This window comes from Gluconobacter thailandicus F149-1 = NBRC 100600 (genome assembly GCF_000964465.1).
Lineage (GTDB): Bacteria > Pseudomonadota > Alphaproteobacteria > Acetobacterales > Acetobacteraceae > Gluconobacter > Gluconobacter thailandicus.
The window spans coordinates 24,998-46,836 of sequence record NZ_BANH01000006.1 but is presented as its reverse complement, the minus strand read 5'-3'; the positions used below and the strand labels follow the sequence as shown (position 1 = coordinate 46,836).

The 21,839-nt window shown below is 58.6% G+C and carries 21 protein-coding genes and 1 tRNA gene; 9 read left to right on the top strand and 13 right to left on the bottom strand.

Annotation, left to right across the window (positions count from 1 at the left end):
• The first annotated feature begins 53 nt into the window (after window positions 1-53).
• Both thyX and B7444_RS02435 read left to right on the top strand, forming a co-directional pair.
• Entirely contained in the window at window positions 54-965 is a 912-nt protein-coding gene (thyX, locus tag B7444_RS02440) for an FAD-dependent thymidylate synthase (RefSeq protein WP_007283874.1), read from the top strand.
• A gap of 15 nt (window positions 966-980) precedes the next feature.
• The gene (locus B7444_RS02435; RefSeq protein ID WP_035729770.1) at window positions 981-1,217 is read left to right on the top strand and encodes a hypothetical protein; all 237 of its coding nucleotides are present in this window, start codon (window positions 981-983) and stop codon (window positions 1,215-1,217) included.
• A 228-nt stretch (window positions 1,218-1,445) separates the two neighbouring features.
• Here the strand turns inward: B7444_RS02435 and B7444_RS02430 are convergent.
• From B7444_RS02430 to B7444_RS02425, 3 genes are all read right to left on the bottom strand, one after another.
• A tRNA-Thr gene (locus tag B7444_RS02430) sits at window positions 1,446-1,520 on the bottom strand.
• A gap of 72 nt (window positions 1,521-1,592) precedes the next feature.
• Window positions 1,593-1,748: a hypothetical protein gene (locus tag B7444_RS16705; protein ID WP_007283876.1), complete on the bottom strand. Its 156-nt coding sequence runs from the start codon at window positions 1,746-1,748 to the stop codon at window positions 1,593-1,595.
• On the bottom strand, window positions 1,745-2,935 hold the full coding sequence (locus tag B7444_RS02425) for an Mrp/NBP35 family ATP-binding protein (protein ID WP_186810581.1): 1,191 nt from the start codon (window positions 2,933-2,935) through the stop codon (window positions 1,745-1,747). The genes B7444_RS16705 and B7444_RS02425 overlap by 4 nt, the downstream gene beginning before the upstream one ends.
• A gap of 138 nt (window positions 2,936-3,073) precedes the next feature.
• On the opposite strand from B7444_RS02425, the gene B7444_RS02420 reads away from it, so the two are divergent.
• The 3 genes from B7444_RS02420 to B7444_RS02410 all read left to right on the top strand — a co-directional run bounded on the left by B7444_RS02420 (window position 3,074) and on the right by B7444_RS02410 (window position 7,289).
• The gene (locus tag B7444_RS02420; RefSeq protein WP_035729773.1) at window positions 3,074-4,609 is read left to right on the top strand and encodes a Do family serine endopeptidase; all 1,536 of its coding nucleotides are present in this window, start codon (window positions 3,074-3,076) and stop codon (window positions 4,607-4,609) included.
• A gap of 27 nt (window positions 4,610-4,636) precedes the next feature.
• Complete coding sequence (locus B7444_RS02415) at window positions 4,637-5,704, top strand: FUSC family protein (protein WP_007283879.1); 1,068 nt, start codon at window positions 4,637-4,639, stop codon at window positions 5,702-5,704.
• A gap of 127 nt (window positions 5,705-5,831) precedes the next feature.
• Entirely contained in the window at window positions 5,832-7,289 is a 1,458-nt protein-coding gene (locus B7444_RS02410) for a mannitol dehydrogenase family protein (RefSeq protein ID WP_016737790.1), read from the top strand.
• 69 nt (window positions 7,290-7,358) lie between these two features.
• Here the strand turns inward: B7444_RS02410 and B7444_RS02405 are convergent, their stop codons facing one another.
• Window positions 7,359-8,189 (bottom strand): TerB family tellurite resistance protein, encoded by an 831-nt coding sequence (locus tag B7444_RS02405; RefSeq protein ID WP_007283881.1) that lies wholly within the window; start codon window positions 8,187-8,189, stop codon window positions 7,359-7,361.
• A gap of 104 nt (window positions 8,190-8,293) precedes the next feature.
• Between B7444_RS02405 and B7444_RS02400 the strand changes: the two genes are divergently transcribed.
• Entirely contained in the window at window positions 8,294-8,662 is a 369-nt protein-coding gene (locus tag B7444_RS02400; protein WP_007283882.1) for a hypothetical protein, read from the top strand.
• Window positions 8,663-8,669: 7 nt separating this feature from the next.
• Here B7444_RS02400 and B7444_RS02395 read toward each other — a convergent pair whose 3' ends face one another.
• On the bottom strand, window positions 8,670-8,894 hold the full coding sequence (locus B7444_RS02395; RefSeq protein ID WP_007283883.1) for a ribbon-helix-helix domain-containing protein: 225 nt from the start codon (window positions 8,892-8,894) through the stop codon (window positions 8,670-8,672).
• Entirely contained in the window at window positions 8,891-9,955 is a 1,065-nt protein-coding gene (gene queG, locus B7444_RS02390; protein ID WP_007283884.1) for a tRNA epoxyqueuosine(34) reductase QueG, read from the bottom strand. Before queG ends, B7444_RS02395 begins: the two co-directional genes overlap by 4 nt.
• A 109-nt stretch (window positions 9,956-10,064) precedes the next feature.
• Here queG and B7444_RS02385 point away from each other — a divergent pair, with 109 nt between their 5' ends.
• The 3 genes from B7444_RS02385 (at window position 10,065) to B7444_RS02375 (ending at window position 13,681) form a co-directional block, all read left to right on the top strand.
• The gene (locus B7444_RS02385; RefSeq protein WP_007283885.1) at window positions 10,065-10,973 is read left to right on the top strand and encodes a PhzF family phenazine biosynthesis protein; all 909 of its coding nucleotides are present in this window, start codon (window positions 10,065-10,067) and stop codon (window positions 10,971-10,973) included.
• Window positions 10,974-11,048: 75 nt separating this feature from the next.
• The gene (locus B7444_RS02380; RefSeq protein WP_007283886.1) at window positions 11,049-12,593 is read left to right on the top strand and encodes an adenosine deaminase family protein; all 1,545 of its coding nucleotides are present in this window, start codon (window positions 11,049-11,051) and stop codon (window positions 12,591-12,593) included.
• A complete protein-coding gene (locus B7444_RS02375) occupies window positions 12,590-13,681 on the top strand; it encodes a purine nucleoside permease (protein ID WP_007283887.1) in 1,092 nt (363 codons plus the stop codon). The genes B7444_RS02380 and B7444_RS02375 overlap by 4 nt, the downstream gene beginning before the upstream one ends.
• Window positions 13,682-13,685: 4 nt before the next feature.
• Here B7444_RS02375 and B7444_RS02370 read toward each other — a convergent pair whose 3' ends face one another.
• The 7 genes from B7444_RS02370 to B7444_RS02340 form a co-directional block, all read right to left on the bottom strand.
• A complete protein-coding gene (locus tag B7444_RS02370) occupies window positions 13,686-14,408 on the bottom strand; it encodes an MgtC/SapB family protein (RefSeq protein WP_007283888.1) in 723 nt (240 codons plus the stop codon).
• A gap of 89 nt (window positions 14,409-14,497) precedes the next feature.
• The gene (locus tag B7444_RS02365) at window positions 14,498-15,556 is read right to left on the bottom strand and encodes a purine-nucleoside phosphorylase (RefSeq protein WP_035729786.1); all 1,059 of its coding nucleotides are present in this window, start codon (window positions 15,554-15,556) and stop codon (window positions 14,498-14,500) included.
• 66 nt (window positions 15,557-15,622) lie between these two features.
• Window positions 15,623-16,789: a tRNA guanosine(34) transglycosylase Tgt gene (gene tgt / locus B7444_RS02360; protein WP_007283890.1), complete on the bottom strand. Its 1,167-nt coding sequence runs from the start codon at window positions 16,787-16,789 to the stop codon at window positions 15,623-15,625.
• Window positions 16,786-17,829 carry a tRNA preQ1(34) S-adenosylmethionine ribosyltransferase-isomerase QueA gene (gene queA, locus B7444_RS02355; RefSeq protein WP_029495704.1) on the bottom strand — a complete coding sequence of 348 codons (1,044 nt, stop codon included), beginning with the start codon at window positions 17,827-17,829 and terminating at the stop codon, window positions 16,786-16,788. The genes tgt and queA overlap by 4 nt, the downstream gene beginning before the upstream one ends.
• A gap of 114 nt (window positions 17,830-17,943) precedes the next feature.
• Window positions 17,944-18,432: an OsmC family protein gene (locus B7444_RS02350; protein ID WP_007283892.1), complete on the bottom strand. Its 489-nt coding sequence runs from the start codon at window positions 18,430-18,432 to the stop codon at window positions 17,944-17,946.
• Between the two features lie 54 nt (window positions 18,433-18,486).
• Window positions 18,487-20,916 (bottom strand): membrane-bound PQQ-dependent dehydrogenase, glucose/quinate/shikimate family, encoded by a 2,430-nt coding sequence (locus tag B7444_RS02345; protein ID WP_035729775.1) that lies wholly within the window; start codon window positions 20,914-20,916, stop codon window positions 18,487-18,489.
• Window positions 20,917-21,013: 97 nt separating this feature from the next.
• Window positions 21,014-21,802 (bottom strand): SDR family oxidoreductase, encoded by a 789-nt coding sequence (locus B7444_RS02340; protein WP_007283894.1) that lies wholly within the window; start codon window positions 21,800-21,802, stop codon window positions 21,014-21,016.
• Window positions 21,803-21,839 lie beyond the last annotated feature (37 nt).

Here is a 21,839-nt window from a genome sequence, read left to right as displayed (position 1 = left end):
AAAGAATTATCGTACGTGACCTGTCGCGATTCCTCATGCTAGAGCCGCGGCCTATGGCACTGACATCCGAACAGCGCGCTGAGATCGAAGCTCAGCGCAACGAGCCCCAGCTGACCTCCCGCCCGACCGTTCCGGCGATGGAGAAACTCCTTTTCACGCCTATCGAAGTGCTGGACCATGGGTTCCTGCGCGTCGTCGATTACATGGGCGATGATGGGGCCGTCGTTCAGGCCGCCCGCGTGTCTTATGGTCGTGGAACGAAGAAGGTTTCCGAGGATGCGGGGCTGATCCGCTACCTGATGCGCCATCGCCATTCCACGCCGTTCGAAATGTGCGAGATCAAGTTCCATGTGAAGCTGCCTGTCTTCGTGGCGCGTCAGTGGATTCGTCATCGCATGGCGAGTGTGAACGAGTATTCTGCGCGCTACTCCATTCTGGATCGCGAATTCTATCTTCCTGCGCTGGATCAGGTTGCGTCCCAGAGCGCGTCCAACCGGCAGGGACGTAGTGAAGCGCTTGATCCGGAGACGGCAGAGCGCGTTCTGGACATCCTGCGTCGCGATGCCAGCCAGTGCTATGACGATTATGAGAGCCTGCTGAATCCGGAAGAGACGGGTCTGGCCCGTGAACTGGCGCGGATGAATCTGACGCTCAATACCTATACGCAGTGGTACTGGAAGATTGATCTGCACAATCTGATGCACTTCCTGGCCCTGCGCGCTGATCCGCATGCACAGTACGAAATCCGCGTTTATGCGGAAAAGATGATCGAACTGTTGCACGCCTGGGTCCCGGCAACGGCTGCTGCCTTTGAAGAGTACCGTCGCGGGGCGTTCACGTTCTCAGCCGGGATGCTGAAGGTGCTGCGTCGTCGTCTGGCTGGAGAAGTTGTGACGCAGGAGACGTCGGGTCTGACAAAGCGCGAGTGGATCGAGATGAACGCCATCATCGAATCCGAAGCGTAAGGCGGCTTCGACCCCGTGAGCGATCTTGATAAAATCCTGCACGATCCTGCGCCTGTGCCGGAGGAGACTGCTACCGGACTCGATCAGCGGCCACCACGGATGTGGCCCTGGGCGATTCTGGCAGGATTGCTCATGCTTGCTTCGGTCTTGATCCATGTTTTCTGGCCTGCTCCGCCGCACAAGCACATGGTTTTGTGCAGACATGGCCTGACAGAACACTGCTATAAAGCGGACCCGACAGCAGAAAACTGAGTGTCGGGTTTCCAGCATTCTGGTCCGGTGGATGATCTGTTTTTCTGGAATCGCTGTTTCTGAACAGATTCCACGGAGAACGAATGTAGAATCCCATCGGACTCACATTTCAGGAACCTTAATCAACAAACTTATCCACAGGGTTTTTCCCTAAAAAGGTGGATAAAAAAGTGCGCGCAGTTCTCTGAAGAGAATCGCGTCAAGGTCTTGATTTTCTGGGAAAAATCGTGGTGCCGGGTGAGGGATTTGAACCCCCGGCCTTCGGTTTACAAAACCGCTGCACTACCACTGTGCTAACCCGGCATCCACAGCCCGGCTTTTTCCATGCCGGGACCCCTTTGGTCAAGCGTCAGAGTGTCGATTCCTGTAATTTTATCACTTTGACGGTGTCATGAGGCTGGGTGGTGGGGGCAAATGGGACGAGTTGTTCGTGAATCCATAGCCGTCAGACGAGAGCCCGTGATGCACTACAGGAGGGCGGGCACAGGCTGACAGAAGCAGCGCTGTTCCCAGAAGCAGAATTCGGGTCATGAGGAAGCCTTTTCGTCGGATGCGGCAAGTGCTGCGGCAATAGTGGAAGCGAGAGCCGTGTATGCGTGTGCCGCTTCGCTGTCAGGGGCAGAAAGGATGATTGGGGTACCATCATCTCCACTGGCCCGGATATCTGCCAGAAGGGGAATTTCCCCAAGGAAAGGAACGCCGAGGCGTTTTGCTTCCTCCTGTGCACCACCATGACCGAACAGCTCGGTACGATGGTTGCAGTTCGGGCAGCAGAAATAGGACATGTTCTCGACCACGCCGAGAATGGGTGTTTCCATCCGCTCGAACATGGAGACACCGCGTCGGGCATCCAGCAGGGCAATATCCTGCGGCGTTGAGACAATGACGGCCCCACCCTTGGCCATCTTGGCCCCGAGCTTCTGGGCAAGAGTCAGTTGAGCATCTCCGGTGCCCGGGGGCATGTCGATCACGAGAACATCCAGTTCGCCCCAATCCACCTCTCCCAGAAACTGGGTAAGCGCGCCCATGACCATCGGTCCGCGCCAGATCATGGCCTGGTGCTCATCCACCAGATACCCGATGGACATGCTTTTCAGGCCCCAGGCCTCAATGGGGATAATGCGACCATCCACAACTTCCGGGCGCGCATTCTTGCCCAGCATACGGGGAAGGGAAGGGCCATAAATATCGGCATCCAGAAGGCCGGTACGCACACCCTGCTTTGCCAGACCGGCAGCAAGGTTCACGGCCGTGGTGGACTTGCCTACACCACCTTTTCCGGACGCGACGGCGACGACGGCCTTGACGCCGGGCAGCAACGTTTCAGGTGCATGTCGGCTCGCGGCGTTGCGGCTCTGACCGCCCAGATTGAAAGGACGATGGCCCCCACCCGCGGGTGCCGAAGGCGCATTGGCTGGCGGTGGCGTCGTGGCGCGATGGGCTGTGAGGGAGATTGTCGCGCCTGTCAGACCGGGAATCCGGGCGATTTCCGCTTCAACATGGGGTCTGATCGGCTCCACGCGGGAGACGTTGTCTCGGGACGTGGCCAATGACACGTGTGCGTGCCCGTCCCGTACCGAAACGCCTTCCAGAGACGCAAAGGCCAGAACGTTTGAACCCAGACCTGCCTGTTCGCTGCCAAGAATTTCGGAAATGCGTTTCTCGGCACTGACAGACGGCGTGTCGGATGGGTCAGTCGGGGGGGTATGGTCGGTCATGCCAAGACTCTTTTCTGGAAAACGGCCTGTCTGGGAAAGCAGACAGGCTAGCACAGGCATCTCCTGATCGCATCCTGAACTGCGGGCCTGAATTTCGGCATAGTGACGAAGGATGGTCTTCTGCGTTAGCGTGTCACCATGAGCAGATTGACCGCCCGCCTTGCCCTTTCCTGCGCCGTTTCCTTGGTGCTGTCCGCCCCGTTAGCGCAGGCGCAGACTACGTCACAGCCGTCTCCGGCCCCCGTTCCGGCTCCGCGCTCGGTTCCGTCGAGCTTTGCGGATCTCGCTAATCGGCTCCTTCCGTCGGTTGTGAATGTCTCGACCTCTGCTGTGCTGAAGCCGGGGAAGGATGAGGACAAGGGGCCAGACTCCAGCAGTCCGGACGGGCCGCAGGTACCGCAGTTTCCGCCAGGATCTCCGCTGGAAAAGTTTTTCCACGACTATATGACGCACAAGCCCGCTCCGAACCGGCCACCGCGGCGGATGCAGGCGCTGGGATCGGGCTTCATCCTGGATCCCGCTGGTATCATCGTGACGAACAACCACGTCATTGAAGGTGCAGATCAGGTTTCCGTGACGCTTCAGGATGGTACGGAACTGCCGGCGCGGATTGTCGGGCGTGACAGTCAGGTCGATCTGGCGGTGCTGGAAGTGAAGCCCAAACACCCACTGCCTGCGGTTCCGCTGGGGCACAGTGATGCGGCGCGCATTGGGGACTGGGTGGTAGCTATCGGCAACCCGTTCGGCCTGAATGGTACCGTGACGGCCGGTATCATTTCCTCCCGTGGGCGTAATGTCGAACACGGCCTGTATGATGATTACATTCAGACGGATGCTGCCATTAATCGTGGGAACTCGGGTGGGCCACTTTTCAATCTTTCCGGCGAGGTCATCGGCATCAACACGCTGATTTATGGCGGTGCCGGTGGGGACTCCATCGGTATCGGTTTTGCCATTCCCGCTGACGATGCACGCGGCATCATCGACCAGTTGCGGAAGACGGGACATGTTTCCCGTGGCTGGATGGGGCTGAAATTCCAGAACGTGTCCTACGAGATTGCCGAGGATCTGGATTTTCACAAGGCAGACGGCACCGTGGGCAAGGGCGCTCTGGTCTCCGAAGTGGGACCGAAAAGTCCGGCGTCACAGGCGGGGCTTCAGGTTGGGGACATCATCACCCGCGTGGGTGATCAGGATGTGACGGGGCAGACCATGCCCCGCATCATCGCGTCTATCCTGCCTGGCACGAAGACTGAGCTGACGGTGTGGCACAAAGGAAGCACCAGGACGCTGCCGATCACGTTGGCGCAGTCCCCCAACGCACCGGACATGCCACCTTCTGACACGCATCAGCCGACGCATACCAAGGCAGCCTTTGGTGAACTGGGCCTCACGGTTCAGTCCATTGATGCCGAAATGCGCACGCAATATGCCCTGACTGACGATCAGCGTGGCGTTCTGGTGGATCGTGTTGAACCCTCCAGCCCCGCCACGTCACGGGGCATTGCGGTGGGTAATGTGATTACGCAGGTGGGGCAGGATCAGATCGACACGCCGGATGCATTCGCCAAAGCCATTCATCAGGCTCAGGAGCAGAAGAAGATGGAAGTTCTGCTTCTGGTTCAGGATGATGAGGGTTTGCGCTGGGTTCCAGTGCCTTTTCTCGGGAACTGATCGCGGGAACGGGCGCTGGAACGTCCCATGACGATTTTGAATGGCCTGATGCGGAAATGGCTGCTTGTTCCGCCGAGGGGGACAAACTGGCATGAGGTCATGCGGCCTGCCACGCGCCAGACCATCCGGGTGCTGGTTTCCATCGCTGCTGCGTGGCTGGTCGGATTTGCGCTGCATTTGCAGGAAACGATCTGGGCTCTGGTGACGGCACTGATTGTCACGCAGTCCAGCATCACCCAGACCATGGCCACGGCGCGCGACCAGATTACCGGGACGTTGCTGGGGGCTGTGGCGGGGACGGTGGCGGTTTTGCTGGAGCTCTGGACAGGCCAGCAATGGCTGTCTTTCTGGATTGTGCTGACGCCTCTCGCTTTTCTGGCGGCCGTGCAGACGAACCTGCGTTTCGCCTGCATTACACTGATGATTGTGTATCTGTTTCCCAGTCAGGGCAGCCCGTTTCTGCCTATGGTGACGCGCCTGACGGCCATTCTGATTGGGGTCATGGTGTCGCTGGTGGTATCTTTTGTCGTTCTGCACAGCAGTGCCCGCAAACAGGCTTTCCATACCTCTGGTCGTCTGCTGAGGCGGCTTGATGGATTGCTGGATGGCGCGCTGGATCAGGAAACAAGCTGGCGGGAAATCGAAAAGCGCAATGAAGCCTGCGTCTCCCTGTTGATCGAACTGGAAGGTGCGGTTGAAGAGGCGCGACGAGAACGTTTCAGTGATCTTGAGAAGCGTGATCCCGTGCTGGCAGCGCTGCCAAGGTTGATGCGGCGGCTCCTGAACGATACAATGCTGGTGGCTCGCGCAATCGCAACGGGCCGCGCAGCAGGCAATACGGGTCTTGTTCCGCTCTATAAAAGTCTTAGCCATGCACTTCGGGCGCTGGCTCACAGCTGTGAACAACGCCTCGTTCGACAGCAGAACCGTCATCCGCATCAGCCGGAAGACAAAGACATCCTTGATCTTCTTCCACGTCTGGAAGAGCAGACGCGCCCTGAAATGCGCTTCGTCATGTCCCTGTTCAAGGATGATCTGCAACGCGCCGTTGGCGTCATCATGCGTGATGATGCCGGTGCTGCCAAAGGTCTCTGAGCGGCTCCTGTCCGCATTGTGACGAAACCATGCTGCAACTGCCTGCGTTTTTTTTTGCAGACCTTGCGGCGTCATGCCCGGAAAGCCGGTCCCCGTCAGTGGCCGGTCATCAGGAACGGAGAAATCCATGATCACGCACGAAACCCTCAAGTCTCTTCCCGCCGGTGTGCAGGCTCCGCCCTATGACATCAATGGGATCAAACCGGGGATCGTGCATTTTGGCGTGGGAAACTTCTTCCGGGCCCATGAGGCTTTCTACGTTGAACAGATCCTCAAGGACGATCCGAACTGGGGAATCATCGGCGTTGGTCTGACGGGTAGCGACAGGTCAAAGAAGAAGGCCGAGGAATTCAAGAAGCAGGACTGCCTCTTTTCCCTGACCGAAACGGCTCCGTCCGGCAAGAGCACGGTTCGTGTTATGGGCGCGCTGAGGGATTACCTTTTGGCTCCTGCCGATCCGGAAGCCGTGCTGAAGCATCTCGCTGACCCGGGAATCCGTATCGTTTCCATGACAATCACGGAAGGCGGTTACAACATTAACGAGACGACAGGTGAGTTCGATCTTGAGAACAAGGCGGTTCAGCAGGATCTGAAGACACCCGAAACGCCGTCCACAATCTTTGGATATGTTGTGGAAGGACTGCGCCGCCGCCGTGACGCAGGTGGCAAGGCCTTCACGATCATGTCCTGCGATAATCTGCGGCATAACGGTAATGTCGCCCGCAAGGCATTTCTGGGATACGCGAAGGCCCGTGATCCGGAACTGGCCAAGTGGATTGAAGAGAACGCGACGTTCCCAAATGGCATGGTTGATCGCATCACGCCGACCGTTTCTGCTGACATTGCGAAGAAGCTCAACGAAGCCAGTGGCCTGCACGACGACCTGCCGCTCGTTGCAGAAGACTTTCATCAGTGGGTGCTGGAAGACAGCTTTGCTGACGGCCGGCCTGCGCTGGAAAAGGCCGGAGTACAGTTCGTTGAGGATGTGACGGACTACGAGCATGTAAAAATCCGCATGCTGAATGCTGGTCACATCATGCTCTGCTTCCCGGCTGTTCTGGCAGGATTTGAAAATGTCGATCATGCCCTTGCTGATCCCGATCTACGGCGTATCCTCGAGAACTTCCTGAACAAAGACGTCATCCCGACCCTGAAGGCACCGCCGGGCATGACGCTGGAAGGCTATCGGGACAGCGTGATCAGCCGTTTCTCGAATCCGGCCATGGCGGATCAGACATTGCGTATTTCCGGGGACGGGAGCTCGAAGATCCAGGTCTTCTGGACGGAAACGGTCCGCAAGGCTTTTGAGGGCAAGCGCGATCTGTCCCGCATTGCTTTTGGTATGGCATCCTACCTGGAAATGCTGCGCGGTAAGGATGAAACGGGTGGCACCTACGAGCCATTCGAGCCGACTTTTGGTGACAACCATAAGACACTGGCCAAGGCTGATGATTTTGAGAGCGCGCTCAAGCTGCCAGCGTTCGATGCCTGGCGCGATCTGGAGACGTCCGGGCTGAACAACAAGGTTGTGGAGCTTCGCAAGATTATCCGCGAGAAGGGCGTCAAGGCTGCCCTTCCGGCCTGATCCCTACAGACAAGCCGCTCGTTCAGACGGGCGGCTTTTTTCTACGCTATTGTCTGTTTGTGACGCAGCTTAAAGCTGCCGATCCCGCTTGATCCGGTCCCATGCCGCATTGATCCGCGCCACCCGTTCCTGTGCGCGTTTGCGTTCAATGTCCGTCATGGGCTTCTGAGCGATGACATCCGGATGATATTCACGGATCAGCATGCGCCAGCGCACGCGGACTTCCTTGTCCGAAGCCGTGCGGGCAATGCCGAGAACACGATAGGCGTCCGGTTCTCCGGAGCTTGCCGCACGCGAACCGCCACTTTCTGCGCGGTCCCACGCGCCAGGAGGGAGGCCGAATGCACGATGAACCCGCTGAAGAAAATCCACTTCCTTGGGGTGCAGTTCGCGTGACGCACCGGCATCTGCGCGGGCAATGCGGAAGAGGGCGGTCATCAGGTTCTCAAGAGGGGCCTTGTCGTCTCCGTAGGCGTTGCCCATTTCGCGAGCATACATCTCGAAGTCGTCTGTTCGCTCGCGGGCACGGTCAAACAGCATCCCGACTTCCTTGACGTTGTCAGGCGGGAACTGAAAGCAGGTCTTGAAAGCGTTGATTTCGGAGCGGTTAACCGGCCCGTCGATCTTGGCGAGTTTTGCACACAGCGCCACGAGACCAATCGCGTAAAGCTGATCTTTTTTGCCCATGGCGGCAGCGATTTTCGCTGCGCCGAAGAATGCTGCATTGTTAGGGTCCGGACGACCGCGCGCTGGAAAGCGCTCGCTCCAGCCGCCTGTGGACGGGTTAAGCAGGGAGCCACTGTCAGCAGCATGCCCGAGAGCTGCCCCCATCAGTGCCCCGAACGGGCCGCCGACTGCGAAGCCAGCAACACCACCGAACATTTTGCCCCAGATAGCCATATCGACAATCTAGCATGGTCCCGGAAACCGGCAAATGACAGATCGGACATATAAGCTGCGGAGAAAAAACTGGATCTCCACGGCCTGCCGGGTGTTGAAGAGGCATGACAAAAGAGACCGCTTCAATCATGTCCGATCAGAACAAGAATTTACCCGCGAGCCAGCCACAGGCTGTCAACGATTATGAGGCGCAAATGCAGGCGCTGATCCACAAACTGCCAGGCTGGATGCAGAGAACCCTAAGCTGGCTGCGTAAGCCGGAACGGAAATGGGTGCGTATTCCCGCAGGCGTCCTGTTCATGCTCGGGGGCTGTATGGCGTTTCTGCCTGTTCTGGGAGCCTGGATGGTCCCGGTCGGTATCCTGTTGCTGTCCGAGGATATTCCGTTCTTCCGTCGCCTCATGGAAAAAGCCCTGAACTGGATACAGAGAAAGCACCCTGACTGGATGGATCTTCCCTCCCGCGCCAAATGATCTACGGTCAGGTCTCTTCGGTGCGGCTGGTATCCATCAACGCGGCGACTCTTAGTGCAGAGGCCAGGGGTCTGTCGGGTGTTCGTTTGGCATCGATTGATGCCACAAGCGCCGAAAAACTCAGATCCTGATGCGCGGCCATCTGGTCCAGAACGGCCCAGAATTCCGGTTCAAGCGCGACGGATGTCCGGTGTCCTGAGAGGGAAAGGCTGCGTTTGATGAGGTCACTCATGTCAGGCGCTCCAGGGCCCAGCGGGCAGTTTCGGCAATATCGGGATCAGGGTCCGACTGAAGAGCCTGTGCAGAAGGCACGAGGCCAGGATCGTTTGAATTGCCTATCGCGATCAGAACATTGCGGACAAACCGGTTGCGACCAATCCGCTTGACGGGTGAGCCTGAAAAAAATGTGCGGAAAGCCGCATCATCCAGAGCTGCAAGGTCAGCCAGTTTTGGTTCGACCAGGTCCGGTCGGGCCTGAAGCTTGATGTGGCGGGACGCCTCGGCGAAGCGGTTCCAGGGGCAGGCGGCAATGCAGTCGTCGCAGCCATAGATGTGGTTGCCCATTTTCTCCCGCAGGTCGAGCGGGATCGGCCCTTTATGTTCGATCGTCAGATAAGAAATGCAGCGTCGCGCATCCATGCGATAGGGGCCGAGAAATGCGTCCGTCGGGCAGGCGGTCAGGCAGCTCGTACAGGTGCCGCAGCTTCCGCTCTTTGGCTCGGACGCGCTTAAATCCAGCGTCGTGTAGATTTCTCCCAGCAGAAGCCAGGAGCCATGGGTGCGGGACACCAGACAGGTATGCTTTCCCTGCCAGCCCAAATGTGCCTTTTCTGCCAGAGCGCGTTCCGAAACCGGGGCCGTATCGACGAAGACCTTCACCTGTGTGGTCTCGTCGCCCAGCTTTACGACGAACTGCGCCAGATGCTTCAGCATTCCTTTGATGACGTCATGGTAGTCCCGATTACGGGCATAGACGGAAATATTGCCACGATCCGGCTGACGTAGCGTTGCATCCGGGTCTTCGGCAGGCGCGTAACAGAGCGCGAGGGAAATGACACTGCGGGCTTCGGGCCAGAGGGCCTGCGGGTGGCTCCGCTGTTCGATGCGCGTCTCCATCCATTCCATTGTTCCATGATGGCCTTGTGCGACAAAAGCGCGCAAGCCAGCCTCCACATCCGGGCCAAGCTCCGCTGTGCAGAAACCCACGGCATCAAATCCCAGATGCCGGGCATGGTCCTCGATCCGTTCTTCAAGGGAACGTCCGGCGCGGGAAAGGGAAGGGCGTGATGTCATGCGCTCAGCAGATGGATGGAAAGCAGAATCAGCAGTTTACGCCATCTTTCCCCCAACGGGCCAATCAGACATGATAAGATATCTTCATTCTCCGATGAGAGAACCGGTTATGCGTCGTTCCTATGTCACCCTGGATGTTTTTACGGACCAGCTTTTTGGGGGCAACCCTCTGGCGGTCGTACTGGATGCGGCGGGGCTGTCCACCGAACAGATGCAGAAGATTGCCATTGAATTCGGCTATTCTGAGACAACCTTCGTGCTGCCTGCGGTAGAGGCGGATCATACGGCGCATGTCCGTATTTTCACGCCAGCCGGGGAGTTGCCCTTCGCCGGGCACCCCAATATCGGAACGGCTTTCGCACTGGCGCGACAGGCAGAAGCGCAGGGCCGGGATCTGCCGGAAACGCTTTTGTTCGAAGAAAAGGCGGGTCTGGTGCCTGTGAGGCTGGAGCGTGAGAGCGGCCGTGTCGTTCGAGCCGAACTTATGGCGCCGGAAGCCATGACGCGCCGGAGCCGGATGCTTCCCGAAAATGCCGCCGCCTGTCTTGGGCTTGAGCCGCAAGACATTCGTACGGATCACCACGCGCCGCAGGTTGTTTCGGTCGGGCTGCCTTTCCTGATCGTCGAGCTTGCATCCCGTGACGCCCTGCGTCGCGCCCAGGGAGAGCTTGCCGCCCATCGCAAGTTCCTCGCCTCCGGCGGGATCAGCTCCGTGTACGCTTACACGCGCAATGCCGGGGAAAGTGCATTCGAAAAAGGCAGCGATATTCAGGGACGGATGTTCTCGCCACTGGATGGCATTGCCGAAGATCCCGCAACGGGGAGCGCCACGGTTGCGGCCGTCGCGTTCCTGTCTGCGCTGGATAATGGAGCGGATCTGTCCCTGACCTTCACGCAGGGTGTGGATATGGGGCGCCCGAGCCTTCTGGACGCCAGAACGGAAGCAGGGAAGGCTTATGTCGCCGGGTCATGCGTTCCTGTCATGGACGGATTTTTCACTTTGGAAAGCGCCGTTTGAGAACGGTCTGTTGCAGAGTTTATAACGCTCTGAAAATGTCTTGTCAGAGACGTGGGCAGGCGGCATCGTGCGGTCATGCGATGCACCATCCCTTCCGTTCTCGTAGCGGCTGCCCTGTCTCTGACGGCCCTGTCTCCCCTGGCAGGAGCCGAAACTCCGTCCCCCGTTGAGCAGACTTATAACGCCGTCCGGGCTGATCCAGTCCGGCTTGGCCTGTTCCTGCGGGCTTTTCCGAAAGGGGCTGATCTGCATATCCACCTTTCGGGTGCGATCTATGCGGAAAACATGCTGGACTGGGCTGCGAAGGATGGCCTGTGCGTTTCTTTGAAGACGCTCGATATTCTGGATCATGCCTGCCCGCACGCGAAGGGCGATGAAATGCCAGCTTCGGCGCTCGTGGGAAATGAAAAAGCCACGAACCAGATGATTGATGCCATGTCGATGCGGGACTTCGTGCCTGCAGCCTCCGATCGCTCTGGCCATGATCATTTCTTTACGTCCTTCCGGCATTTCGATGCGATCGAAAAAGACCATCAGGGCGATATGCTTGCGGAAGCGATGGACCGTGCGGCTGCCGATCACATCACCTATATCGAGCCTATGGTTTCTCCGGCCCTTGGCAGCATGATCGGTGCTGGTTTCCGCCATCCTATCAGGGACGAGGATTTCGCTGCTGCCCATCAGGTTCTCAAGGCGGACCTTCCTGCTTTAGTCGCGGAGGCTCGCCGCCAAACGGACGCGATGGAGCACAAGGCGCAAACCATTCTGCAATGTGGTACGACCAAGGCACATCCCGGCTGTGGCGTGAGCGTCCATTACCTGTTCCAGACGCTTCGTATCCTGCCGCCTCAGGCTGTGTATGCGCAGCTTGATGCGGGGTATGCCGTTGTGAAGGCCGATCCGCGGTTCGTCGGCGTCAATATTGTTGCCCCTGAGGATGATACGGTCGCCATGCGGGATTACAGCCTGCATATGCGGATGTTCCGGTTCCTGTCGCAGGTCTATCCGGGTGTAAACCTCAGCCTTCATGCAGGGGAACTGACGGGCAAGCTCGTCCCCCCGGAAGGTCTGAAGCATCATATCCGTGAAGCCATCGAAATCGCGGGTGCAAAGCGTATTGGCCACGGTGTCGATATCGCGTCGGAAGACGACGTCGCCGGGCTACTGGCCGAGATGGCTAAGAAGCACGTCATGGTGGAAATCAACCTGACGAGCAATGATGAGATCCTGAACGTAAAGGGCGCTGAGCACCCGTTGCCGCTCTATCGCCGGGCCGGGGTACCCGTCGCGCTCTCCACGGATGATGAAGGTGTCTCCCGCGGTGATCTGACGCAGGAATATGTACGCGCGGCCCAGACCTATAATCTGAGCTATGCGGACCTGAAACAGATGTCCCGCACCGGGCTGGAATATGCGTTTATTCCGGGACAAAGCCTCTGGGAAAATCATCAGGTCGGAAAGCCTGTCGCAGCCTGTCAGACCTTTTCTGCGTCGCAGCCTGAAAGCGGCCCCTGTGCCGATCTCCTGAAAGCCAGCGAGAAGGCCCGCCTCCAGTGGCAGCTTGAATCGCGCTTTGCTGCTTTTGAAACCTCCGCTCCACACGAAAGTCTCTATCAATGAACCGCCTGAAAACCCTTCTGGGGGCGACAGCCCTGTCCGCTCTCGCAGTCTCAGGCGGCTTCTCCTGTGCATCCGCCAAGAACCGGCCCATTCCGGTGCGGGTGGTCGTGGTGACGACGTTTGAACTTGGGAAGGATACAGGCGACACGCCGGGCGAGTACCAGAACTGGGTTGAGAAGCTTCCGCTCTCGCAGGAAATTCCGGCTCCCGGTACAGACCATGACGTCATGCACTACAATCCGGAGCTGCATGTTCTGGGTATCGCGTCCGGCGAAGGGCCGGAGCACATGGCATCGGCCATCACGGCGCTTGTTCTGGATCCACGCTTTGATCTGAAGCACGCCTATTTTGTTCTGGCCGGAATTGGCGGTGTCGACCCAAAGTTTGGCACGGTCGGGTCTGCTGTCTGGGCGCCGCGCGTGATCAATGGCGGTCTGTCGCATCTGATTGACCCACGGGAAATTCCGAAGTCCTGGCCAGATGGCTTTACGCCGGTTCAGGGGAGTGTGCCGGACGAAAACCCCCGTCCTCCTCTGCACTCCGTTAGCGGTGACATGGTTTACACCTTCAATCCGCAGCTTGTGCAGTGGGCCTATGGCCTGACGAAAAACATGACCCTGCCGGATACGCCGGGCCTTCAGGCCTCCCGTGCCCGGTACAAGGGTTATCCGGAAGCACTGAAAGCACCGTCCGTCATGGTGGGCGATACCATTTCCGGGGAGACCTTCTGGGTCGGTGAGAAGATGAATGCCTGGGCTGAACGCTGGGTTCGTTACTGGACGGATAATCAGGGCACACTAGCTACGACTGCCGAAGAAGACGTTGCGTTCTGTCAGGCGCTTGCTGCACAGGCGAAGGCAGGACGTGTAGATCCGCAGCGCGCTCTGATCCTGCGGACGACCAGTAATTTTGACATGCAGTACCCGGGGCAGAGTGCGGCCGAACTGCTGGCAGAAGAGGCACATGAAGGCAGTTATTCTGCGTTCATTCCGTCCGTCGAAGCCGCTTACACGGTTGGCAGTGTCGTTGTGCGTGAACTTGCTACGCACTGGGACAAGTACGAAAACACGATACCCCAGCCCTTGTAAAAACCTAGCCTCCCTTATTTGAAGGCAGGAGGTGTACTGCCTGGATTCCGGGCAGTGCGGCGAGGGCGGTGATACCGTGGGAAGCCGTGCGTTTTCCACGGATCCTGACGATCATGGTTGTGGTGTTTCGGGAACCGGCATCCGTATTGCCAAAGGTCAGGCTGTCGAGCGAAAAGCCCAGTTCTGTCAGGCACATCAGGACTGCTTTCGCCGTATCGCCCTGATACTGTATCGAAAGATCCGCAATGCGCTCTCGTGTGTTGGGAAGACGTTTCAGGAGCCGGGGATACAGCACCATGACGATAAAATGGGCGCCGGTCGTAGCCAGGGCCAGCAGAATAAGGCCGCCGCCGCAAGCCATCCCCAGCGCTGCTGTAAACCAGATGGAGGCTGCTGTTGTCAGGCCCCGGACGATATCCCGGCGCATGAAAATCACCCCGCCGCCTACAAATCCGATTCCGGAAACGACCTGAGCGGCCACGCGTGACGGATCCAGGACGACTCTGCCGGGCACCAGAATATCCATAAAGCCGTATTTTGAGATCAGCATGAACAGGGCAGCCGAGACCCCAACAAGAGTGTGGGTTCTCAGGCCTGCGCTTTTTTGCCGAAGTTCCCGCTCCAGCCCGACAAGCGAGGAGAGAATGAAGGCCAGCACTAACTCTTCGAGCTGAAGCCGACCCTCACCGATCAGGCCTCTTGCAGTCAGATCGAAAAAACCTGTCATGACCTAGCTTCCTCCCCCTCATACAGCGGGACTAACGCTGCATTGAGGGGGAGTGTTCGGGATTATGACGTAAAAACCAACGGGATGAATTAATTCTGGCCTGGAATATGCGTCCGGTATGTTGCCCAATTCGCAATCAGTTCATGGACAACCGGCTCCCCTGCGCGCTCGTTGTTATCGAACGCGAGCTTCTGGCCGGGTGCTTCGTCGCCGATGCTCTCGGTGATCGGCACGCCCGGAGGCGGCATGTCAAAATTGCTCCCTGAGCGTAGAACCATGACGCGGTTCAGATCGACATATCCCAGTCGAGCCAGTGTCCGCATATCGAGCTGATATGTCTGGCTTTCCTCATTGGTCATGACAAACTGGCCCTGATCCTTCGTCCACAGCTTGACCCATTTTTCTGCCCACTCGTTGCGGGAAGGGCCATGCCAGTAACGAAGAGCACCGAGGGTTTCACCCATGATGAGCATTGGCGGCTTCTGGGCGTTGGGGAAGCCTTTCCAGGCCTTTCGGCGCTCGGCGATGGCGGGATCATCCGCCATTGGGGTGTTCTTGCTCAGGTTGAAGGCCCAGTTCGCCAGACCCTGATTGAGCGGATACGCCTTGCTGAGTTCAGCCACATCCGTGACAGAGCCATAATGGTTTGCGTCCGCTGGCAGCGTATCCGGCTTGTCGGCCCCGATGGCATACAGACCATACGGCCAGCCTTTCGGAACGGTGCGGTCATCGATTTCGCGCAATGCGTCGCCATCCACAACCCAGCGCGCCCAGGCCACACTACCCACGGATGCGACGTTCGGGTTCACGCCGGAAATGCCCGTGAAAATCCAGTAGGTGTGTGTCAGATCATAATGCGGATCGAGCGCAAGCGCGTGCAGGTCAATGCTGCCGCTTTTTAGCGCGATGCCGTAAACGCCATCTGCATTGCGGCGGAGCTTTTCCTGTACGCCACGAATAGGGCGTTCTTCATCAAGATGGAGACGCTCCACCCAGTCCTGGTATTCGCCCGGTTCGTCGCCCTTGTCCGCGCCGACTTCCCAGTTGGCGACAACAAGGACCTTGATTTCTTCCTTGTGGGGCGCAGCCAGAGCGCTGCCCGCACAGAGAAGCCCTGCAAGAGCCAGGCCTGCATTGAAGCGTTTCAAATCCGTATTCCCCAAAGCCAAAGGTCATTGGAGAACACATTATTGGAACAGGATCAGAATGAAAACTTACAAAGCGAGAGAGGGCATGGGCCATTCATCTTCGGTCCAGTCTCCCTTGGACCAGTCCTCGCGCAGTTTGATTGCCAGTTCGTTCAGCGTACCATCCACGATAGCGGCGCGGATCTGCCGCATCAGGCGCTGATAATAGGCCAGATTGTGCCATGTCAGCAGCATCGGGCCGAGCATCTCGCCAGCCCGGAACAGGTGATGCAGATAGGCGCGGGTGTAACGGCCGCCCATCGGGCTGTCGTCATGCGGTGTCAGTGGGCGCGTGTCTTCGGCAAAGCGGGCGTTGCGCAGGTTGATGTAGCCGCGCTCCGTATAGGCTCGCGCGGTACGACCGGCACGGGACGGCATCACGCAGTCGAACATGTCCACGCCACGCATGACTGACCCCAGCAGATCGTCCGGCGTACCAACGCCCATCAGGTAGCGTGCCTTGTCCTGCGGAAGCATTGGCGTTGTGAAATCAAGGGTCGAGAACATAAGTTCCTGACCTTCGCCTACGGCCAGACCGCCGATCGCATAACCTTCGAAGCCGATCTCCGTCAGCGCCTTGACCGAATATTCGCGCAGGTCACGCTCTGTGCCGCCCTGTACGATACCGAACTGGCCGTAGCCCTCACGCGCCATGAAAGCCTCACGTGAGCGGGCCGCCCAGCGCATGGAGAGTTCCATGGACTTGCGAAGTGTCTCAGGCGTAGCGGGGAGGGCTGGGCACTCATCGAACGCCATGGTGATCGTGGCATCCAGCTTGTACTGGATGTCCGTCGAGATCTCTGGCGACAAGCGATGCTTGCTGCCATCAATATGGGACTGGAACGTCACGCCATCCTGATCGAGCTTGCGCAGTGCACCGAGGGACATGACCTGGAACCCCCCAGAATCCGTCAGGATCGGGCCGGACCAGTCCATCATCTTGTGCAGCCCGCCCAGCTTTTGCACGCGGTCCGCCGTTGGGCGCAGCATCAGATGGTAGGTGTTGCCCAGAACGATGCCTGCGCCCGTGGAGCGAACGGCATCCATGGTCATGCCCTTCACGGTGCCGACCGTGCCAACGGGCATGAAGGTCGGGGTCGGGACGGTGCCGTGCCGGGTGTGCAGATGGCCGGCACGGGCCTGGCCGCAGGTTGCTTCCGGAACCCACGTCATCTTTGTGGCCTGTTCGGTCATGGTGCTCGCTCCAGAAGGCAGGCATCGCCGTAGGAATAGAATCTCAGTCCGTTGGCAATGGCGTAGGCATAGGCCTCACGCATGGTGTCGGTGCCGCTGAACGCGCAGACCAGCATGAAGAGCGTCGAGCGCGGCAGATGGAAATTGGTCATGAGCAGGTCCACCGCCTTGAAGCGATAGCCCGGCTTGATGAAAATGGACGTTTCGCCCCGCCAGGGCTGAACAGTACCGTCTTCCTGCGCCGCACTTTCCAGCAGGCGGAGAGACGTGGTTCCGACAGCAACAACACGGCCACCGCGGGCGCGTGTTTCATTGATGGCCTGCGCCGTCTCTGCGTCGATCTCGCCCCATTCCGCATGCATGCGATGCTCGGCAATGGAGGATCGGACGGGCAGGAACGTGCCTGCGCCGACGTGCAGCGTCAGCGTCCGGCGCTGGATACCTTTTGTGTCGAGCGCGGCCAGAAGATCCGGCGTGAAATGCAGACCGGCAGTGGGGGCCGCCACAGCCCCGCGATGTTCGGAAAAGATCGTCCGGTAATCGCTGTCATCCTGAGCAGTCGGGCCGAAAGGGCGGTCGATATAGGGCGGCAGAGCCAAAGCGCCGACGCGTTCGAGGAACGCATCGAAAGCGTCCCCTTCAACGGAAAAGCGGATGCTGACGGCACCATCGCCTTCATTTTCCACGACGGAGGCCGTGACCGGGTCATCGCCAAAGTTCAGCGTATCGTTCGGTTTCAGCTTGCGGGAGTTGCGGGCGAGGGCATGCCAGCTTCCGTCAGCCAGAATCCGGTCCAACGTGATGCCGATTTTCGCTTCGCCGCGGGTGGCGGAAAGCTGGGCACGGATGACGGCCGTATTGTTGGCAATCAGCAGATCGCCTTCCCGCAGCAGGCCGGGAAGGTCGCGTATGATCCGAAGATCAGGCGCATGACCGGAACGCACATGCAGCAGCTTTGCGCTGTCACGCGGTCTGGCGGGTTCGGTCGCAATATGGTCGCGGGGCAGTTCGAAATCGAACGTGGCGAGTTCATCCGTCATGGGATGCTCTCTAGCAGGTTCAGCCAACATGAAAACGCCGGACCAGCCGGCCCGGCGCATCTTTTCGGTCAAAAGGCGATTTTTTTGGCTTCGACCCGTCGAGGATGATGCCTTTCAGGCGTCGTGTGCGGCCTCATGAATAAAAACAGGCTCGTTCATGACCGGGAAATTGACCGATCGTGCGATGAAGCACATGTCGTGCGCCTTGTGGTGCAGGTTCAGTGCTTTCTCGGCGTCTGACGTGGCGGACAGGGTGACGCGGGGATGAAGCGTTACGGATGTGAACTGCCCTGCACCGGTGCGGTCTTCTTCCATTTCGCCGGTAGCATGGTCTTCGTATGCTGTGATGATGATGCCTGCCTGTGCACAGAGCCCCAGAAACCAGAGTTTGTGACAGGCCGACAGGGACGCCAGAAGCAGATCTTCAGGATTCCATCGGGCAGGATTACCGCGAAAAGAAGGGTCGGATGACCCTTCAATCGTGGGCTTGCCCGGCGCGGTAATATCGTAATCGCGCGTGTAGCTGCGGGGAGAGGATGTGCCGGTTCCCGTATTGCCGGTCCAGACAACCTTCACGGAATAAGTGTGCTGTTTTCCGGCCATGGTTAATCCTGCCTCCTGTTGTCTTCCTGCCCTGATGGCAGGAAGACAGTATGCTCATGGGGCTTTGGGTAATGCAAAGGCCACGACTTCATCGCTGTTGCGCGTTTTTATCCCACCGTGGCCGCCCACAGCCAGCACGACATATTGCCGGCCGTCTTCACCCATATAGGTCAGCGGCGTGGCATTGCCGCCGGCATCCAGTTCCGTCTTGAAGAGGGTATGACCGTCATGCCCATCAAGAACATGGAAGCTTTGATCCGCCAGCGCGCCCATGAACACCAGACCATTCGGCGTGGCCACGCTGCCGCCCATGGAGAAGACACTGGTGGGGAGGCCAACAGGCATCCGCAGCATGTTCGTCGGGCCAACATTCTTCGTTGTGCCCAAAGCCCGTTCCCAGATGACCCGACGGTGAACAAGATCAATCGCCTGCATCTTGCCCCATGGGGGTGCCAGGCACGGAGCGCCAAACGGGCCAAGCCATGGCTTCACGACAGCCGCGAAGGGCAGGCCATGTTGGGGATTGTTTGTGAAAACAGGCTCCGGATAAGGCTGTGCCCAGTCATGCCAGGATTTGTAGAGCCCTTTGGCAAGAGCTTTTTCCTGCGGCACCAGCGTCATCAGGAACGGAATGAACGTGGTGTTGATATACATGACACCATGCGTCGGATCGATGGTGCCGCCATACCAGTCCGCCACGCCATCAAACGCTGGAAACCCTACGGTGCCTTTCTGGCTCGGCGGTGTGAAAAGGCCATTGTCCCGCATGGAACGGAAGGCAATACGGCAGAACATCTGATCGTATGGGGTCGCGCCCCACATGTCGTCTTCCGTCAGATTAGGGCGGCGCAGATTGGGCATGTCGACGGAGAGTGGCTGTGTCGGCGAATAATGCTCACCCGGCGTGTCGCCGGCAGGTACGGGAGTTTCCTGAACGCGATAGAATGGCGCGCCGGTTCGGCGGTCCAGCACGAAGAGTTCGCCCTGCTTGGTTGTCTGTACCAGCGCGGGCGTCAAGGTCCCGTGGGCATCTGGCAGATCCACTAAAGATGGGCCAACGGGGAGATCAAAATCCCACAGATCATGATGAACGGTCTGGAAATGCCAGCGCTCTTCGCCCGTTGTGATGTCCAGCGCTACGAGAGAGCTGTCATACTTCTCGTCAAAGCTCCGGCGTTTGCCACCGAAATAGTCAGGTGTGGCAATCCCGAGCGGGACGTAAACCATGTTCAGCCCGGCATCGGCCGTATAGACGCCCCAGCCATTGGCGGTGCCGCGGGTAAAGACTTCGCCCGGATCCAGAGGTTTGTTGGTTGGTGTGCGGCCCATGTCCCAGGCCCAGGCCAGTTGGCCCGTAATGGCATCGAAGCCACGAATAACCCCGGAAGGTTCGCCAACTGTCTGATCATCATAAACCCAGCCACTCGTCATGATACGGTTATGCAGCACCATGGGTGGGGACGTGATGAAGTGAAAGCCGGGTGGAATAGCTCCCATCCCACCCCGGAGATCCACAACACCATGATCGCCAAAGCTTTCGCAGAGTTTTCCCGTGTCTGCATCGACTTCAAACAGGGTTGGAGGGGAGCTGGAATTTGTTGAGACGATGCGATGGGCGCAATCCGTTCCCGGAGCATTGACGTAGGATACGCCGCGGCAGGCCTGATAGATGTTCTTGCCGAATTCTCCACCCGGCGAATATCGCCAGATTTCCTTTCCGGATGCTGCATCCAGCGCCACGACATCTCGGTGCGGCGTGCAGAAAAACAGCCGGTTGCCGATTTTGATGGGTGTCGCTTCAAAGCTGAATTCCCGCCCACGGGAGTTCTCGCCAGCGCGTGGCAGATCCTTGCTGTGATAGACCCACGCCACTTTCAAGTCGTGTGCGTTGGCGGCATTGATCTGGGTTGGCATGGCAAAGCGGTCTCCGGCCGGAGTGCCACCATAGAACTGCCAGTCATTGGCAGCCTGCTGGTCCGCGCCCGGAAGGGTCGCACCGGTCTCCCCGGGGAACGGATTGAACTGGTGGTCGCGTGATGCAGTAATGTGCCAGCCGCAGGCGAACACAAAGACAAAGAGTGCCGCGCAGAAGGCCATGCCACCTGCCACAACGGGTATGCTGACGGAACGACGCTTCGTGCCCTGGAGCAGTCGTCCCGTAATCCATGGACTGAACACCCACAGGCCTATTCCTGCTGGCAGGGCGAGGGGCGGGAGAAGGCGCCAGCCATCAAGGCCAACGCGCCCAAGTGCCCAGACAAGCGTATAAAGCAGGAGCCCTGCATAAACTGCGGAAGCGCCGGGGTGCAGCCGCATCATCAGAACGCCGGATGCCACCATGAGGACGCCTGCGATGGCGTAATAGAAAGAGCCTCCCAGCCCAATTAACCACAGACCGGGTAAAGCCAGCCCTAGGCCGAGCAGAACGAGCAAGATGCCCGTCACAAGGGGCAGGAACGAACTGCGTCGCAACGTAGGCGGCATGGAATTTTCCTTTGGGGTAACCGAAAGGCCTAATTCCGGATGAGGGATCGCAGTTTCCTAAAAAAGAAAATAGGGCGTTCTTTTGCGTTCGATTGTTTCAGATCGACTTCAGTGCGCCGCCATCAAGACGAATCATGCTGCCTGTCACGTAAGCCGCCGCCGTGCCGGCAAGGAAAGCGGCAGTCGCGCCGAACTCCTCGACAGTGCCGTAACGTCCAACGGGGATATTGCGGGCCTTTTCTTCCTGAACGGCCTCCGGTGTTTTGCCCGTCTTGCGGGCTTCGGTCTCTGCAAGGAAATGGGTGCGATCAGTCGTGATATGGCCGGGCAGCAGCATATTGACCGTCACGCCATGGGGCGCCACTTCCGTCGCAAGTGTTTTGGACCAGCCCGCAAGTGCCGAGCGTAGTGTGACGGAGACGCCGAGCCTGATATTTGGCTCAACCACAACCGCCGACGCGATGGTAAGGATGCGCCCCCACTGGCGCTCCTTCATACCGGGCAGTACCGCATCCGTAATTCTGAACAGGCTCAGAACCATGGTCTCAAACTGCTGTTTCCATGTGTCTACGGAAATGCCCTCGACACCTGACGGAGAGGGGCCGCCAGTATTGTTTACGAGAATGGAAATATCCGGATGCTGCGTGCGGATGGCCTGAACGAATTCCTCAACGGAGGCATTATCCGACAGATCAACCGGCAGCGCCACAGTCTGAACGCCGTGCTGGTTGGCAATAGCCACGGCCGCTTCTGTCAGCCTGTCACTGGCGCGTGCAGCCAGAATGATATGGACCCCTTCTGCCGCCAGTGCCTCTGCAACCCCCCGGCCCAAACCGGAAGAGGCGCCAAGAACGAGAGCGTTGCGGCCGGAAATCTGAAGGTCCATGTACGGTGTCCCTTATAGAGTGCGCGCCTTAAAGGCG

Bases quoted from the DNA above. Each gene is read 5' to 3' on its own strand.
- thyX (WP_007283874.1), top strand. From the start codon at position 54: ATGGCACTGACATCCGAACAGCGCGCTGAGATCGAAGCTCAGCGCAAC.
- B7444_RS16705 (WP_007283876.1), bottom strand. From the start codon at position 1,748: ATGACCCGAATTCTGCTTCTGGGAACAGCGCTGCTTCTGTCAGCCTGT.
- B7444_RS02425 (WP_186810581.1), bottom strand. From the start codon at position 2,935: ATGACCGACCATACCCCCCCGACTGACCCATCCGACACGCCGTCTGTC.
- B7444_RS02420 (WP_035729773.1), top strand. From the start codon at position 3,074: ATGAGCAGATTGACCGCCCGCCTTGCCCTTTCCTGCGCCGTTTCCTTG.
- B7444_RS02415 (WP_007283879.1), top strand. From the start codon at position 4,637: ATGACGATTTTGAATGGCCTGATGCGGAAATGGCTGCTTGTTCCGCCG.
- B7444_RS02410 (WP_016737790.1), top strand. From the start codon at position 5,832: ATGATCACGCACGAAACCCTCAAGTCTCTTCCCGCCGGTGTGCAGGCT.
- B7444_RS02405 (WP_007283881.1), bottom strand. From the start codon at position 8,189: ATGGCTATCTGGGGCAAAATGTTCGGTGGTGTTGCTGGCTTCGCAGTC.
- B7444_RS02400 (WP_007283882.1), top strand. From the start codon at position 8,294: ATGACAAAAGAGACCGCTTCAATCATGTCCGATCAGAACAAGAATTTA.
- B7444_RS02395 (WP_007283883.1), bottom strand. From the start codon at position 8,894: ATGAGTGACCTCATCAAACGCAGCCTTTCCCTCTCAGGACACCGGACA.
- queG (WP_007283884.1), bottom strand. From the start codon at position 9,955: ATGACATCACGCCCTTCCCTTTCCCGCGCCGGACGTTCCCTTGAAGAA.
- B7444_RS02385 (WP_007283885.1), top strand. From the start codon at position 10,065: ATGCGTCGTTCCTATGTCACCCTGGATGTTTTTACGGACCAGCTTTTT.
- B7444_RS02380 (WP_007283886.1), top strand. From the start codon at position 11,049: ATGCGATGCACCATCCCTTCCGTTCTCGTAGCGGCTGCCCTGTCTCTG.
- B7444_RS02375 (WP_007283887.1), top strand. From the start codon at position 12,590: ATGAACCGCCTGAAAACCCTTCTGGGGGCGACAGCCCTGTCCGCTCTC.
- B7444_RS02370 (WP_007283888.1), bottom strand. From the start codon at position 14,408: ATGACAGGTTTTTTCGATCTGACTGCAAGAGGCCTGATCGGTGAGGGT.
- tgt (WP_007283890.1), bottom strand. From the start codon at position 16,789: ATGACCGAACAGGCCACAAAGATGACGTGGGTTCCGGAAGCAACCTGC.
- queA (WP_029495704.1), bottom strand. From the start codon at position 17,829: ATGACGGATGAACTCGCCACGTTCGATTTCGAACTGCCCCGCGACCAT.
- B7444_RS02350 (WP_007283892.1), bottom strand. From the start codon at position 18,432: ATGGCCGGAAAACAGCACACTTATTCCGTGAAGGTTGTCTGGACCGGC.
- B7444_RS02345 (WP_035729775.1), bottom strand. From the start codon at position 20,916: ATGCCGCCTACGTTGCGACGCAGTTCGTTCCTGCCCCTTGTGACGGGC.
- B7444_RS02340 (WP_007283894.1), bottom strand. From the start codon at position 21,802: ATGGACCTTCAGATTTCCGGCCGCAACGCTCTCGTTCTTGGCGCCTCT.